This window comes from Sodalis sp. RH20 (genome assembly GCF_047324205.1).
In the GTDB taxonomy this organism is placed as follows: Bacteria; Pseudomonadota; Gammaproteobacteria; order Enterobacterales; family Enterobacteriaceae; genus Acerihabitans.
Window position 1 is genome coordinate 1,479,184 of record NZ_CP178733.1, and the last position, 16,195, is coordinate 1,495,378.

Sequence of the window (16,195 nt, forward strand, 5' to 3'; positions counted from 1 at the left end):
ATTCCTCGTTTAAATCCTGAATGTGAAATTTTAAATGCGAAACACAATCTAAATGCCATTGATAATTATTTCCATTTGCAATAATGTGTAAAAGTTCCATCAAGGGTCGTTTTATTTGTCAAGGGAGTGACTGAACGATGGGATAACGTAATGTTAACAGTGATTTAACATTACATTTTCGCTGCCGGGCAGTTACTGAAAAAACTGCTTATTTTATCAATTTTATAACATATCAGGCCGTTCATACTGCCGGATTTCGCTTGGGCAGTCTCAAGATCGGCTGCAGTTCAGGGAACTTATGAATACTACATTATCAGGTTACTCCCTAGCGACCCTAATCAGTCTGGGCCTGGGGACATTGGCATTTCCTTTGGCCGCGCCCGCGGCCGACAGTACTACCACCGCGCCGGCATCATCCCCCGCGACGGTGGGCGACGCCAAGGCAAGCGACGGTGCGTCAGCGCTTGCCGATAACGACAGCGCCGCGGCAACGGCGGGCGATACCATCGTAGTGACCGCGGCGAAGCAAAACCTGCAGGCGCCTGGTGTGTCGATAATTAACAGCGAGGCCATCAAAAAACACCCCATTCAGCGTGATGTTTCCGAAATTATCCGCACCATGCCGGGTGTGAATCTGACCGGCAACTCCAGCAGTGGCCAGCGCGGCAACAACCGCCAGATCGATATCCGCGGTATGGGGCCGGAAAATACCCTGATCCTGGTTGACGGCATGCCGGTGAGCAGCCGCAATTCCGTACGTTATGGCTGGCGTGGCGAACGTGATACCCGTGGTGACAGCAACTGGGTGCCCGCCGAGATGATTGAGCGTATCGAGGTCATTCGCGGCCCGGCTGCGGCCATGTACGGCAATGCCGCCATGGGAGGGGTGGTGAATATCATTACCAAACCGGCAGCCCGTGAGTGGCACGGCAGTTTCAATAGCTATTTCAGCGTACCAGAGCACAAATCTGAAGGTGCTACCAAACGCTATAACGCCAACCTGAGCGGGGAGCTGGCTGATAACCTGACCATGCGCCTCTATGGAAACTGGAGCAAAACCCAGGCAGATGCACAGGACATCAACAGCGGTCATGAGGCTGAACGTACCGGGAGATATGCCGGTATGGTGCCGGCTGGCCGTGAGGGTGTCATTAATAAAAATATTAATACCGCCCTGCGCTGGGAATTTATGCCGATGCAGGCGCTGGAGCTGGATGCCGGTTTCAGCCGTCAGGGTAATCTCTATGCGGGGGATACCCAAAACACCAACACCAGCACGCTGGTGAAAAAGTATTACGGCAAAGAGACAAACATCATCTATCGTCAGGATCTGAGTCTGAAATACACCGGTGCCTGGGATAACGGGATAACTACCAGTAACTACATTCAGTTTGAAAAAACACGTAATTCCCGCCTGAAGGAAGGGCTGTCTGGTGGCGTTGAAGGTATGTTCAGCAGCGCGGATCAAGGGTTCTCCACCATCTATCTGAACGATACCAACCTGCATTCCGATATTAATATCCCTTTCGAGATGTGGGTTAACCAGACCGTCACCTTTGGTGCGGAGATGAATCATCAGACGATGAAAGATCCCACCTCGAATACGCTGACCACAACATCCGGCGGCGCGGTAAGCGGTGTGTCCAGCTCCGGCCGTAGTGCCTACAGCTCGGCGGATATTTACGGCCTTTATACCGAGGACAATATTGATCTAACCGACTCCACCCGTCTGACACCGGGGCTGAGGTTTAATCATCAGACCATCACCGGCAGCAACCTCAGCCCGGCATTAAATCTGTCTCAGGAACTGGGCGATGATTTCACTTTGAAGATGGGTATTGCCCGGGCCTGGAAAGCGCCGAACCTGTATCAGACCAACCCTAACTACCTGTTATACAGCAGCGGCAATGGATGCTATGCCAGCGCCGGCAGCTGCTATCTGCAGGGGAATAAGGATCTGGAGGCCGAAACCAGCGTCAATAAAGAGGTCGGGATTGAATATCATCACGATAATGTGCAGGCTGGTCTGACCTGGTATCGCAATGACTACCGCGACAAGATTGAGGCGGGCGAAGCAGCGGAATACTCCAACAGTACATCAGACATCTACAAGTGGGAGAATGTCCCTAAAGCGGTAGTCCAGGGCCTGGAAGGTACGCTTAACTTCCCGCTGAGTGAAACGGTGATGATGAAGAACAACTTCACTTATATCATCGAAAATAAAAACAAAACCACCGGTGATTACCTGACTATCATCCCGAAATACACGATTAATTCGACGCTGGACTGGCAGGCCAGGAACGACCTGTCCGTGCAGGGTACGATGACATGGTATGGCAAGCAAAAACCCAAGAAATATAACGCCAAAGGAGAAACCACCACCGGCAGCGAAACCTGGCAGGTGTCCCCTTACGCTCTGTTTGGTATGAGCGCGACGTATAACATTAACAAATCCGTGGATTTGACCGGAGGGATTGATAACCTCCTGGACAAACGACACTTCCGGGAGGGCAACTCGACTACCTCCGGGAATTCCGGTACCTATGCCTATGGCGCAGGCGCGCGGACGTACAACGAATCGGGTCGAACCTACTATATGCAACTAGGTTTGCATTTCTGATGCCAACCAATAACACATACTGACGTATGAGGGCTGCGGGTAGGGCAATCCCTCTCGCGGCCCGATGCAGAAAACTATCCATAAAATCCGGGACAAAAACCATGCCCGCAAATTCACTGTCATGCTGATATTGCACTCTGGCGACCGCGTCAGTGACGTTGGCAGAACACTTTGCTGCGTGCGCTCAACATAAAGCAGGGGTCGTGCTGTCGGGTCCGCGAAGCAGACACGCTCACGCCGTAGGCGTGCTACCGTCCTTACACGCTTTCCCAGCTTCACTGATGGGTCAGATAATACTTGCAAATACTAATGATATTGGTAATTATTATCATTAGTATTTGCAAATTATGATTTTATCTGACTGATGCCCTATTGGGGCATCTGACGGTGGAAAAGCAATAGTTACGTTGTTGGGTCGCCGATTAAGCGCCCCATAGGAATTCAAAGGGATCTCAGCTTCGATTAGCTGATTGGTGGCTTGACTGGAAAAACAGAGCCGCTTCAGCGGGCTGGGTGTTTGCGTTAACTTCCAGATTTCAGTTCGTCAAGCGGAGAGGGATTTTCTCATGCGTATTCTCTTTGTTGGTCCACCTTTGTATGGCCTGTTGTATCCAGTGTTCTCTCTTGCTCAGGCTTTTCGTGTGAATGGGCATGAAGTTGTGATCGCGAGCACGGGAAAATTTGCGCAAAAGGCGGCTGAGGCCGGCCTGGTGGCGTTCGATGCCGCGCCCGGATTCGATTCGGAGGCCGACTATCGGCGTCGGGAGGATATGAGGAAGAAGAGCAACATAGGCACCAGAATGGGGAACTTCTCTTTCTTTAGTGAAGAGATGGCCGACCGCTTGGTTGAATTCGCAGGGCAATGGCGGCCCGACCTGATCGTGTATCCGCCGCTGGGCGTCGTAGGGCCATTAATTGCGGCTAAGTATGGTATCCCCGTGGTCATGCAAACCGTCGGATTCGGCCACACCCCATGGCATATAAAAGGGGTGACGCGATCGTTGGCCGATGCCTACGCCCGCCATGGTGTCGATGCGCCGCCGCGCGATCTGGCATGGATCGATGTCACGCCGCCGAGTATGAGTATTCTGCAGAATGAAGGTGAACCCATCATTTCAATGCAGTATGTACCCTACAACGGAGGGGCAGTCTGGGAGGAATGGTGGGAGAGGGCGCCAGACCGGAAACGTTTGTTGGTCAGTCTTGGCACCGTCAAGCCCATGGTCGATGGGCTGGATCTGATTTCGTGGGTTATGGACTCGGCCGACGAAGTGGATGCCGACATCATCTTACAGCTATCAGCTAATGCGCGTTCTGATTTGCGCAAGCTGCCGCCAAACGTACGGCTTGTCGACTGGATTCCGCTGGGCGTGTTTCTCAACGGCGCCGATGGATTTATTCATCATGGGGGGGCGGGTAACACCCTTACGGCTTTACACGCAGGGATACCGCAGATCGTGTTTGGCCAAGGGGCGGATCGTCCTGTCAATGCCAAGGCTGTCGTGGAGCGGGGATGCGGGATCATCCCCGGCGAGGATGGATTGACCAGCGATTTGATCAATACATTCCTGAGTAATACCTCACTGCGTGCAGCTTCAGCACAGGTCGCTGCCGAAATGGCTACGCAAGCTAGCCCATGCGAAGTTGCTGACAGCCTTGTTGCAAAACTGAAGCATGGCTGACTAGAGCCGTCCTACGATTATGTTACGCCATTGTGATGGTGCTGCCTTTACCCGCAAAGGATTCCCACGGGGCGTGCGCTGACGCAATTTTTAACTGGATCTGTCTGGGTGCGGTTTGCCCATTGCACCCATGGATCTCTTCTATCGCAGATGAAGGAGGCTTGATGCTCACCGCCCATTCTCCAATGCCGGCTGGCTCCTGGATAGTTCGCCTTGCCAGCGTGTGCTGGGAACGTAAGACGTTAAGCATCATTGTGGTACTTGCCTCGGTGACGACTATTATCCTGGCCGCGTTGACGCCTTTACTTACCCGCCAGGCGGTTAACGATGCACTGGCTGGCGATCCCACAGGGTTGCCATGGCTCGCCGCTGGACTGCTGTTCATTGCGCTGTTCGATTTCGTCGGCAACTATGTGCGCCGCGGCTATGCCGGGGAACTTTCGTTGTGGGTTCAGCACACTTTGCGGGGAAGGGCTTTCGACAGTATCCAAAAACTTGATGGGGCCGGTCAAGACGCCCTGCGTACGGGGCAGGTTATTTCGCGCACCAATAGCGATCTTCAGCAGATGCATACTCTGTTGCAGATGTGTCCTGTGCCTCTGGCCGTCCTTACCTATTACGTTGCGGGTCTCGCGGTGATGTTGTGGATGTCGCCGACCATGACGCTTATCGTCGTCGCCGTGCTGGCCGGTTTAGCCGTGACGGCGCTGCGCGCGCGCCGTCGTGTTTTTGCGCAGACGGGCCTGGCTTCGGACAGGCTCGCTCATCTGACAGAGCACATGCGCGAGGTTCTCACGCAGATCTCCATCGTCAAGTCTTGTGTGGGGGAGTTGCGTGAGATGCAATGGCTGGACCGCCAGTCGCGGCATATGGTACGCGTGCGTATTGGTTCGGCGATCGCCCAGGCCATGCCGGGCGCCACCATGCTGGCACTCCCGGTGCTTGGTCAAATCGTGTTGCTGTGTTTCGGCGGCTGGTCCGTGATGGCCGGACGGATCGACCTGGGAACGTTCGTGGCTTTTGCCAGTTTCCTCGCCATGCTGACCGGCCCTACCCGGGTGTTTGCCTCGTTCCTGGTGATTGCTCAGCGTACCCAGGCTTCGGTCGAGCGCGTTTTCTCCCTCATCGACACCCGGCCGCAAATGCAAGATGGGTCTCAGTCCGTTGCCGGAAAAGTTGTTGGATTGGCATTGGAGGGTGTCGGATTCAACTACGGCGGCGGCGCTGGCGTACTGCGCGACGTGTCGTTTTCTATCAGTGCGGGAGAGACTATCGCGGTAGTGGGGGCGTCTGGCTCGGGTAAATCGACCTTGTTGATGCTGCTCGCACGGTTCTACGATACGACCGCCGGGCACCTGTGGCTCAACACTGAGCGGGGTAGGCAGAATATTGCCGATCTCAGACTGGAAGAGCTGCGTCGCGCGGTTGGCGTGGTGTTCGAAGATACCTTTCTTTTTGCCGGCACCGTCGCCGAGAATATCGCCTATGGCCATCCGGATGCCACGGAAGAGGACATTAGCCATGCAGCTGACGCGGCCGGAGCCACTGCCTTCATTTTAGCGCTACCGAAGGGGTTCAAGACCCGGCTTACCGAGCGCGCGACAAACCTCTCCGGTGGGCAAAGACAGCGTATTGCGCTCGCACGTGCGTTGCTTACAGCGCCAAGTGTACTGATCCTGGACGACACCACTTCAGCAGTTGATGCCGGTACCGAGGCAGAGATCAACGCCGCGCTTGGCCGATATTCCGACCATGGGCACATGCTTCTGGTTATAGCACGTCGGCGTTCGACGTTGCAGTTGGCCAGCAGGATTGTGGTACTAGAGCAAGGGCGCGTTGCCGATATCGGCACGCAGGCTGAGCTTGAGGCGCGCTGTCCGGCATTCGTTTCCCTCATGTCAAGCGCAGGCGATTTCCTGGAGAAACCCCCCGTTTCGACCGCGATACTCTGGCCCGAGCCAATCTCCTCTCTGGGGGCCCCTGGTGGTGAGGGCGATGAAGACACCACGGCCATGGCTGGCGAAGGTTTCCGTGAACGCATGAGTCGCGTGCCCGAACGGGCGGTGCGGTTGGCACAGGCAGGTGAGGGGCGGCGGGTGGCGTCGCTGTTAGTCCCCGTGGCGTGGATGTTTGTGGCCGCGGCCATGCTGATCGCGGTTGACTCGGCAGCGAGCGTCGGCGTGCTCGTGCTCTTGCAGCGTGGTATCGACACGGGCGTAGCTGCGGGCAACCTGGCCATGATCGGAATGTGTGCGGCGCTCGCCCTGTGCCTGGTTGCCATCAGTTGGTGTTGCTATTCATTGCAGACAGTGGTCTCGGCGCGCGCGGCGGAAACCGTGCAGCACACGGTTCGGTTAAGAAGCTTCGGGCATTTGTTGCGGCTAGGCCTACCTTACCATGAGCAGAACGTCGATACCCGGCTCACCCGAATGACGGTAGACGTGGATGCACTAGCACGGTTTCTGCAAAACGGTCTCGCCGGCGCCGCGACCAGCCTGGTCACCATGGTAGCCATTGCGATAGCCATGTTCTGGCTCGACCCGGTCCTGGCCCTGGTTGCGCTAGGCGGTGTCCCGGTGGTCATACTGGCCACATGGATTTACCGCCGTTTGAGTTCACCCGCCTATGCCCAGGCGCGCATAGAGATCGGCAAAGTCAATAGCACCCTGCAAGAGAAAGTGTCAGGGCTTCGCGTGGTGCAATCGCATGGGCAGCAGGATCTGGAGGCTACCAAGCTGCGTGCGCTGTCGGACCGCTTCCGCGCCACCCGCGTGCGTGCTCAGAAATATCTTGCCGTCTACTTTCCATTCCTTACCTTCTGTACCGAGGCATCTTACGCCGCCGTGCTGTTGGTGGGTGCATCCCGCGTCGCCGAAGGTGAATTGACCGCAGGCGTGCTGGCGGGATTCTTCTTGTTACTGGGGCAGTTCTACGGGCCGGTGCAACAATTGTCCGGCATTGTCGATGCCTACCAGCAAGCTTCCGCCAGCGGGAAGCATATTGACGCACTGCTGGCCACCGAGGGAGCGGAGGAAATGGAACCTTCGGATCCGTCTGCGGTAGTTGCCATGAAGGGAGAGCTTCGGCTTGAAGACGTAACATTTTGTTATCCCGGCGGCAGCGAGCCTGCGCTGGATAGGCTAAGCCTGTCCATACCGGAGGGTTCGGTAGTGGCGGTGGTGGGTCGCAGCGGTGCCGGAAAATCTACCCTGGTCAAGCTGATCGCCGGGCTCTATTCCCCCTCGAGCGGCAAGATTCGCATCGGGGGACGTGCCGTCGAGGAGATGTCACTTGCCGACTATCGTTCCCAAGTGGGCTTAGTAGAGCAGGATGTGGCGTTGTTCAGCGGCGATATCGCTGAGAACATCCGCTATTCGCGTCCATGGAGCATGGATGCGGAGGTGGAAAGCGCGGCGTTGCAGGTTGGGCTGCTCGATACGATGCGTGCCTTGCCGCGAGGGTTTCGGACGCCGGTGAACAACGGCGGGATGGATTTATCGGCTGGGCAGCGCCAGCTCATTGCGTTGGCCCGTGCGCAGCTTGCCGATGCGCATGTCCTGCTGCTCGACGAGGCCACTTCCCGCCTGGATCGTTCTTCAGAGGAGACGTTGATGACGTCTCTGTCCGATGGCGCTCGTGCTTATAGCCGAACGGTACTGGTGGTTGCCCATCGACTCACCACCGCCTGTCGATGCGATGCGATCGCCGTGCTGGAGGGCGGCAGTATCGCCGAGTACGGTACGCATGCGGAGCTGCTTGCGTTGGATGGCCTCTACGCGCGACTGTGGCATGATAGCGCCGGTGCCGCCGTTTCCTCCGCTGTGGCGCTATAGGATGACGCAGAGCATAAATCGGCGGGGGAACTGCTGGGCTAACAATCCGATGCAACGGTTTTTCAGGAGTCTTATGACGGAATGGTGCCGACGACCGGCTGCCAAAGCTCACCGGGGTCAAGTCTGCCATAATTCGCTATATCACAGGATTTGTGCAGTGCCATCAGATCCCACGGGTATAATGGCGGCCTAACATCAAATGAATCAGCGCGTCTGTTCCATGAACAGTCTAATGTAATGGCCAATTTTTATTGGTCGCTACACTACCCACCACCTTTATATTTCATGGAATGCCAAAAATGAGGAATATACCGCCCTTATCGCCCGATGATGTCGGTGCCGCAGCACGCATACGCACACCGCTGGCAACACGCACACCGCCGGACATCACGTCGTTCTGGCGAGACGTTGAATCTGTCGATATTCCTCTAGTCACTGAGGTTAACGATAAAAGTGATGACCGCGATGTCACCTTTCTATGGCGCTCGGGAACGCCGCTGCAGGGTGTTTATGTCCGCTTGAACCGTGTGACCGACAAAAGCAATGTCGTCAAAGGGCTAATGACCCACGTAGCGTCTAGCGACATCTGGATGCTGACTCTACGGTTGCCGGCCACGTACCGCGGATCATACACGATCATCGAAATTCCAAAGGGAACCTCACCCGAACTTATCTCGCAGCTTGGTGGCCGCCGACCGCCATTTGTCGGTCGACCCGACCCGTTTAACAAGGCGCCTGGCATCAACGTACGAGGGGACGCACAGGAGTCTATCCTGGCCCTGGATCTGGCTCCAGAGCAAAGAGAGTGGGCTGAAAGAGAGTGGGCTGGAGTACCCCGCGCCCATCGCGGCGTGCTCGCCACGTTGTATCCATTTATCGCTGGCCACAAGCGCCGCGTGCGCCTCTATCTTCCCGACGTCCCCAGGTCAGAGCCTTTAGGATTACTGGTATTGCTCGACGCCGAGACCTGGTTCGACCACATAGGAATCCTTGGGGCCATCGACGTCGCCATCAATAATGGCCGTATCGGCCCCTTGGCCGTGCTAGGAATCGACAACCTTGATGAAACCGACCGCTGTGCGATCCTGGGTGGCTATAGCGGGCTCGTATTCGACATTGCCGAGCGCTTGGTGCCTCAGGTACGTGCGGAATATCCTGATAGAACATGGGCTGGCCGTTCAAAGACTGTACTGTCCGGGCAAAGTCTTGGCGGCGTTACCGCACTCATGGCAGCTTTGCATGCACCTGGCATATTCGGCTGCGTACTTTGCCACTCACCCTCCCTGTGGTGGACCCCGGATGGGAACCGGCGTCCCGTCATGTTCACCGAGAATGATACGTCCTGGGTGAGCGAACACGTGCTGGCCACGCCGCCGAAGGAGGTGCGGATCCGGCTATGCGTGGGCGCTTTGGAAGGCGCGATGGTGCCTCATGTCCAACAATTGCACCAACGGCTGCTCGCGGCAGGCGTAGATAGCGATCTTTCAATCTATACCGGCGGCCACGATTTTGCATGGTGGCGTGGAGCCCTTATCGACGGACTCACCGTACTGTAACAGTCGACTAAAACCGGACACCTTTTCAGGCATATTTCTTTAAAAGGTGTTCAGATGCAGTTATCAATAGGCAAATACGGAGAAGACATAAATGAATGGCCGAAAATATCGAAATAGTCATCAATGCATGACGATGTTTTCAGCCGTGTTTTTCATAATACTCCTGTATGCCGGGAACAGTTATGGCAAACCGGATATGAAACCACTGGGGTCGAATATTGCCGACCGGGGATCCTCTTTTTATCATTTCAGTGTAAGGAGATTCGACTCCGCGGACGGGAAAAGACATTACAAGATATGGACGGGCATCCCAGACAAATCTCCCCCGACATCAGGTTTTCCCATCCTTTATCTGCTTGATGGAAACGCCGTCATGGACAGGTTGTCGGACACCCTTCTGAGGAAGCTTTCAGAAAAAACACCGCCTGTAATTGTAGCCATTGGATATCAGACAGAATTCCCCTTCGAACCGAACGCGCGGGCGTATGATTATACGCCACCGGGCAAACAGAATAGTAAGGAACACGGTGATTCTGAACGTTATGGCCGGAAAGGCGGCGGCAGCGCGATGTTTCGTCAACTGCTTGAAGACAGAATTTCTCTTGCAGTAGAAAAAAATATTAAAATAAACCCCGATAAACGAGGGATTTGGGGGCATTCCTATGGAGGATTATTTGTTATGGAATCTTATTTATCATCATCCTTTTTTAAATTTTATTACGCCGCCAGTCCGTCTCTGGAAAGAGATGATTTCGCACTGCTGAGAAGGCTGGAGTCTATAAATAAACGAAATTTCCATGACAAGCAGCTATATCTTATGGAAGGTGCTGACGCTCCTGGAAAAATTGTACAAGGTGAGGTCGGGGATGCCCTGGGCAAAGTCCGCAGAACGCTGGCCAGCCTTCGTGCGAATGGGCTGCCAGCGGCATACTGGCCGTATCCCGGACTCACTCATGGCGAAATGTTTAACGTCTCTTTTCAAAGCGCTTTGTTACATATAGGGGCTCTAAGGGAGGACCGTCCTAAATTCTGTCACGTACATCACTTTTCTGATTAAAGGCGCGTAATGTTCGGTTAGGGGTAAGCGATTATCTGAATCGCTTACTTTTCGAATCCCGGTGGGGCGGGACTATAACCGAATTCATGACTTGCCCAAGCGCCGAAAGATGGTGCATGCGTGGGTCAACCCAGTTAAATTCCCTATTGACACTTATCACCTGAGAGGGTTCACAAGTTATGTCCGAATCCATGCCGGACATTGTTTGGATCCCCGCGATTTGAATAACCAACCGGCTATTGGCGGCTTCCATATGCCCTTGTTCTAACATATCAAGACGGTCCGCCCAGTCCTGCATCATGATCCGCCGCTGTTCAACGTAGGCCGCATGGTTGTAGGCTGCGCTCACTTTGTTCGGGTCGGTATGAGATAACTGTGCTTCTATCCATGCCTTTGGATAACCAATTTCATGCAGTGCCGTTGAAATTGTGCCGCGGACACCGTGGCCAGTCAGACGATCTTTATATCCCATTCGTTTGAGGGCTTGGTTGAGTGTGTTTTCACTCATGCGCTTTTTCAGGTCAGAATTGTGGGGAAATAGGAATCGCTGTGCAGGTCTACTATTTCCGAGCAAGTGGTAGATGATTTCAATAGCCTGTACAGATAAAGGGACAGTGTAGGGCGGGATATCTTGCGAGTGTCTTCCATTCTTGCGCAAAAGCTTTTTTAGCTGTTTTACGTTATCCGGTGGAATAAACCATAACCCGCGCTCCAGATCAAACTGCTCTGGTGTCGCCAGGCGTAGCTCGCCGGTGCGAACACCGGTCAGCAGCAACAGGCGAAGCCCCATCTGGGTGTTCGGTTGGCCAGGATAACGACGTAGGTTTTGTAAAAAAGCCGGGATTTCATGCATCCATAAAAAGGGATTATGGACAGAAGGGGGTTTAGGCAGTGCGACCACCTTCAGGTCGGTAGCAGGGTTATTCTCCAATCCTTCCACTTTTACTAAAGCAAAGCGGAATATCTGATTCAACCAGCCGCGGACTTTTTCGGCAACGGTGAATGCGCCGCGGTGTTCAATTCTGCTCATGATTTGTAACAGGTCGGTCCGGCGGACATCATAAATAGATGTTTTGCCAATTCTCGGCAGGACATCATTCTTGAAAACGCGCTGGCACTGGGAAAGAGGCGACTTTCTGCCTTCTTTCGACGTGAGTGCCCGGTATTCAGTCCATTCCTTGAATACGGTTTCAAAGCTGTTCTCAGAGGCGAGAAAGGTGGCATAGCGCTGCTGCTCACGGGCAGTCCGTGGATTAATGCCTTTTGCCAACAGAGCAGAAGCATGATCTCTTAACTGTCTTGCTTCACGGAGTGTGACGCTTGGATAGCAACCGAGAGAAATGCGCTTTTGTTTTCCGCCCCAGTAATAGCGGAAGTGCCAGGTTTTTCCACCTTTGGGTGAAACAGCAAGCGAAAGGCCGGCATCATCGGAGAGGGTATAGGCTTTGCCGGTAATTTTGGCCCGGCGGACTGCGGTATCGGAAAGTGCCATGATCGTAGCTCCTGATTGTTGGTCAGAGCTGGATTCTGGTTTCCAATCGAACAATCATAAAGCAACAATCCGGAACCAAACTCACCCGCATTTCCGATGGACTTAAACATGGACTTAAAAGTATCGGATACAGGTGGATTTCAGTGGACGTCGCTGGAGCATAGAAGGATGGTTTTCATCCTTCTATCAATGACCTATGGACATCGGTAGACATCCACAGAACAGAATTTGGCTCCTCTGACTGGACTCGAACCAGTGACATACGGATTAACAGTCCGCCGTTCTACCGACTGAACTACAGAGGAATCGCTGGGTTCGCATAATAGCGATGGTGGTGGGCGATGTCAAAGGGGGAAGGGACGTAAAGGGTCTGTTTGCTCAGAGATTGCGCATCCGCCCGCATCCCGCCGCAATGCGGCGGGATTTTCTAGCGGATTATTATAAAAAGCCGTAGGCGGCGGCCAGGATCCAGCCGACAAGGCTTGAGACGCCCACGCCAATCAGGCCCACCAGGATAAAGCTGTGGTTGATGACATACTTGCCGATATGGGTGGTGCCGGAACGGTCAAACTGGATAGCCGCCAGGTCGCTGGGATAGGTCGGCAGGATATAATAGCCGTAGCAGGCGGGCGCCGAGGCGACGATATAGGCCGGGTCGACGCCGATGGCCAGGGCCAGGGGCACAATCGCCGCCAGCGCCGCGGCCTGGGAGTTGACGAACTTCGAGACCACCAGCAGCGCCAGCGCGTAGGCCCAGGGATGGACCTTGATAATGGCGCCGAGGCTGGCTTCGATTTCGGCCAGGTGCGCGCCGAAGATGGTTTCCGCCATCCAGGCGATGCCGTAGACCGCCACGATGGCGATCATGCCGGAGCGGAAGACTTCGTTTTTCGAGATGGCCGCCGGGTTGGTTTTGGTGGCGATGATAATCAGGGCGCCGGAAAACAGCATGCACATCTGGATAACCAATACCATCGACAGCCGTTTGCCGCCGAACACCGGCAGCAATTGCGGCATCGCGCCCAGCAGCGCGACGACGGCGATGGTGGCGAGGAAAATCCACATCGCCACCCAGTTGCTGCGCGGCAGCTTCTGGTTGAGCAGGGTGGCGGTATCGCCGTAGACATAGTGGCGGTTTTCGGGGTCGGCGATAAATTTCTGGAACACCTCGTCCTTATCCAGGTCCTTGCCGCGGAACCAACTGAAAATGCCGATGGCCAGGATGCCGCACAGGGTGGAGGGAACGGTGATGGCCAGCAGGTCGAGGAAGTCGAGGTGGCGGCCGTTAAAAGACACATTGCCGAGCATGGCCACCAGGGAGACCACCGCGACCGACACGGGGCTGGCGATAATGCCCATCTGGGCGCCGACGGAGCTGGCGGCCATGGGACGTTCTGGGCGGATATTATTTTTAATCGCCACGTCGTAGATGATGGGTAAAATGGTGTAGACCACATGGCCGGTGCCGCAGAGGATGGTCAGGCAGCAGGTGACGAAGGGGGCGACGATGGAGACGTATTTGGGGTTGCGCCGCAGGAGTCGCTCGGCGATTTGCAGCATGACGTCCAGGCCGCCGGAGGCTTGCAGGGTGGCGGAGGCGGCGACCACGGCGATAATCACCAGCATGACGTCGACCGGGGGTTTACCGGGTTCGAGATGGAAGACGAAGACCAGGATAACCAGCCCGATACCGCCCAGGAGGCCGAGGGCGATACCGCCCTTTCTGGCGCCGTATAACAGACAGGCCAGAATAACGGCCAGTTGAATAAAGAAGTCCATACATTCCTCAAAGAAAGTTAACGTTTTTTGTTAACCGCTAATATCGGCCTGTTGACCACACAATTCGTTGCGTCAAATCTAAGATAGGGGTGTTATTACGAGAAAATTGATTAATAGGCGAGATGAGTCACAAGATATAATACCCTGAGTTATAATTGCATTGCCTTGTAATTAATGGATGATTATTGTTTTTGGTCAAAAAGAATAGCCGTTGAGGTTATTTCATTAACATAACCTCAACGCTATTCGGTTAATTCGCGCGGCAATCAGGCCGCGCCGAATTGGGCCTGATGCAGGCGGGCATAAGTGCCGTGCCGCAACAGCAGTTCCTTGTGGCTGCCCTGTTCAATAATGCCCTGCGTATCCACCACCACGATGCGATCGGCATGCTGGATAGTGGCCAGGCGATGGGCTATCACCAGCGTGGTACGTCCCCGTGACAGGTCGGACAGCGAGTGCTGGATGGCCTGCTCGGTGGCGGTATCCAGCGCCGAGGTGGCTTCGTCGAGGATCAGGATTGGCGGGTTCTTCAGGAAAATACGCGCAATGGACAGACGCTGCTTCTGGCCGCCGGACAACTTTACCCCGCGCTCGCCCACCAGGGTATCCAGTCCTTCCGGCAGGGCGGCGATCAGCTCGTCAAGGCGCGCCCGCCGCGCCGCCTGCCAGATTTCCTCATCAGTGGCGTCCAGTTTGCCATAGGCGATATTTTCGCGGATCGATCCGCCGAACAGGAATACGTCCTGTTGCACAATGCCGATATTGCCGCGCAGCGAAGCCTGGGTCATATCGCGGATATCGATGCCGTCCACGCTGATGCTTCCGGCATCCACGTCATAAAAGCGCGGCAGCAAAGAGCACAGCGTGGTTTTACCCGCGCCGGACGGGCCGACAAAGGCCACGGTTTCGCCGGCGCGGATGGTCAGGTTCAGATGGCTGAAGATCGGTTTATCGGCCCGGTAGCCGAAGCTGACGTCGCGATAGACGATATCGCCGCGCAGGCTGTCCACCGCCAGGGCGGCGGGGCGGTCGGTGATATCGGCCACGGTATCCATCAGCCCGGTAAAACGCTTAAAGCCGGCAATGCCCTTGGGATAGCTCTCCAGCACCGCCGAAATCTTGGCAACCGGGCGGAAAAAGACTTCCACCAGCAGCAGGAAACCGACAAAACCGCCGTAGCTTAGCTCGCCCTTGATCACATACCAGGTGCCGGCAACCATCACGATCAGCTGGACCAGGCGGGTGCTGAGATAACTTAGGGTCAGGCTGGCGGTCATGATGCGGTAGGCGCGCAGCTTGGTGGCGCGGTAGCTGTCGTTATCACGGGCAAACAGGGCTTCTTCCTGGCGTTCGTTGGCAAAGGCCTTGACCACGCGGATGCCGCCGATGCTCTCCTCGATGCGGGCGTTGAAATTACCCACCTGGCGGAACAGCTTGCGCCAGGTGTCCGTCATCTGCGCGCCCTGGCTGCTGACCAGCCAGGTCATGGCGGGGACGATGATAACGGTCAGCATCGCCAGCGGCACATGGACGGTGGCCATCAGGATAAACGCGCCGATAAACGTCATCAGGGCGATAAACAGATCTTCCGGGCCGTGATGGGCGATTTCGCCGACCTCCTCCAGATCCTTGGTGACGTGGGTGATGATGTGGCCGGTCTTGGTATTGTCGTAATAACGGAACGAGAGCTTCTGCAGATGATTAAACGCCTCGCGGCGCATATCGGTTTCTATGCCCACGCCCAGGGCGTGACCCCAATAGTTAACCACCGCCATCAGCCCGGTATTGAGCAAATAAATCAGCAGCAGGCCGGCGGCGGAGACGCATACCAGCACCCAGTCCTGGGCGGGCAGTAATTTGTCGATAAAGAGTTTTACCGCCATGGGAAAACCCAGCTCAAGCAGGCCGGCGAGAATGGCGCAGCCGAAATCGAGCGCAAACAAGCGCTTATAAGGAAGGTAGTAGCTAAAAAAACGGCGGAGCATCAATGCATCCTCTGACAAAATCGCAATGCGGGATCACTTTTACGATGATTATGAATATGTTGACCAAATGATAATGCCTCGTAATCGCCAGTAAGGTCAATGGGGCAGGGGGAATGGCGTGTCGCGCCGGTAAAGTCTTGACAATATATAGGTACAGGGAGTTATTATTTATATATCAACTAATGTGTTGG

At 55.1% G+C, this 16,195-nt stretch carries 7 protein-coding genes, 1 tRNA gene and 2 pseudogenes; 6 read left to right on the forward strand and 4 right to left on the reverse strand.

Features of this window, described 5'->3' with window-relative positions:
- Positions 1-298 precede the first annotated feature (298 nt).
- The 6 genes and pseudogenes from ACL2XM_RS06980 to ACL2XM_RS07005 all read left to right on the forward strand — a co-directional run bounded on the left by ACL2XM_RS06980 (position 299) and on the right by ACL2XM_RS07005 (position 10,748).
- Positions 299-2,620, forward strand: coding sequence for a TonB-dependent siderophore receptor (locus ACL2XM_RS06980; protein WP_413730259.1), 2,322 nt, complete (start codon positions 299-301; stop codon positions 2,618-2,620).
- A 64-nt stretch (positions 2,621-2,684) separates the two neighbouring features.
- A pseudogene (locus ACL2XM_RS06985) lies at positions 2,685-2,810 on the forward strand (IS630 family transposase); the annotation flags it as partial.
- Positions 2,811-3,186: 376 nt separating this feature from the next.
- Positions 3,187-4,302 carry a glycosyltransferase gene (locus ACL2XM_RS06990; RefSeq protein ID WP_413730261.1) on the forward strand — a complete coding sequence of 372 codons (1,116 nt, stop codon included), beginning with the start codon at positions 3,187-3,189 and terminating at the stop codon, positions 4,300-4,302.
- A gap of 164 nt (positions 4,303-4,466) precedes the next feature.
- Positions 4,467-8,135, forward strand: coding sequence for a salmochelin/enterobactin export ABC transporter IroC (gene iroC, locus ACL2XM_RS06995; RefSeq protein ID WP_413730262.1), 3,669 nt, complete (start codon positions 4,467-4,469; stop codon positions 8,133-8,135).
- Between the two features lie 299 nt (positions 8,136-8,434).
- Positions 8,435-9,691: an alpha/beta hydrolase-fold protein gene (locus ACL2XM_RS07000; protein ID WP_413730264.1), complete on the forward strand. Its 1,257-nt coding sequence runs from the start codon at positions 8,435-8,437 to the stop codon at positions 9,689-9,691.
- A gap of 91 nt (positions 9,692-9,782) precedes the next feature.
- A complete protein-coding gene (locus tag ACL2XM_RS07005) occupies positions 9,783-10,748 on the forward strand; it encodes an alpha/beta hydrolase (RefSeq protein ID WP_413730265.1) in 966 nt (321 codons plus the stop codon).
- 234 nt (positions 10,749-10,982) lie between these two features.
- On the opposite strand, the pseudogene ACL2XM_RS07010 reads toward ACL2XM_RS07005, so the two are convergent.
- The 4 genes and pseudogenes from ACL2XM_RS07010 to ACL2XM_RS07025 all read right to left on the reverse strand — a co-directional run.
- Positions 10,983-12,240, reverse strand: a pseudogene (locus tag ACL2XM_RS07010) (tyrosine-type recombinase/integrase); the annotation flags it as partial.
- Positions 12,241-12,469: 229 nt separating this feature from the next.
- Positions 12,470-12,545 (reverse strand) — tRNA-Asn (locus tag ACL2XM_RS07015).
- A gap of 133 nt (positions 12,546-12,678) precedes the next feature.
- Positions 12,679-14,019 (reverse strand): anaerobic C4-dicarboxylate transporter, encoded by a 1,341-nt coding sequence (locus ACL2XM_RS07020; RefSeq protein ID WP_413728155.1) that lies wholly within the window; start codon positions 14,017-14,019, stop codon positions 12,679-12,681.
- Between the two features lie 266 nt (positions 14,020-14,285).
- Positions 14,286-16,004: an ABC transporter ATP-binding protein gene (locus ACL2XM_RS07025; RefSeq protein ID WP_410014625.1), complete on the reverse strand. Its 1,719-nt coding sequence runs from the start codon at positions 16,002-16,004 to the stop codon at positions 14,286-14,288.
- Positions 16,005-16,195: the final 191 nt, after the last annotated feature.

What these genes read in the sequence shown, in the direction of transcription:
- ACL2XM_RS06980 (WP_413730259.1), top strand. Translation starts at nt 299, where the DNA reads ATGAATACTACATTATCAGGTTACTCCCTAGCGACCCTAATCAGTCTG.
- ACL2XM_RS06990 (WP_413730261.1), top strand. Translation starts at nt 3,187, where the DNA reads ATGCGTATTCTCTTTGTTGGTCCACCTTTGTATGGCCTGTTGTATCCA.
- iroC (WP_413730262.1), top strand. Translation starts at nt 4,467, where the DNA reads ATGCTCACCGCCCATTCTCCAATGCCGGCTGGCTCCTGGATAGTTCGC.
- ACL2XM_RS07000 (WP_413730264.1), top strand. Translation starts at nt 8,435, where the DNA reads ATGAGGAATATACCGCCCTTATCGCCCGATGATGTCGGTGCCGCAGCA.
- ACL2XM_RS07005 (WP_413730265.1), top strand. Translation starts at nt 9,783, where the DNA reads ATGAATGGCCGAAAATATCGAAATAGTCATCAATGCATGACGATGTTT.
- ACL2XM_RS07020 (WP_413728155.1), bottom strand. Translation starts at nt 14,019, where the DNA reads ATGGACTTCTTTATTCAACTGGCCGTTATTCTGGCCTGTCTGTTATAC.
- ACL2XM_RS07025 (WP_410014625.1), bottom strand. Translation starts at nt 16,004, where the DNA reads ATGCTCCGCCGTTTTTTTAGCTACTACCTTCCTTATAAGCGCTTGTTT.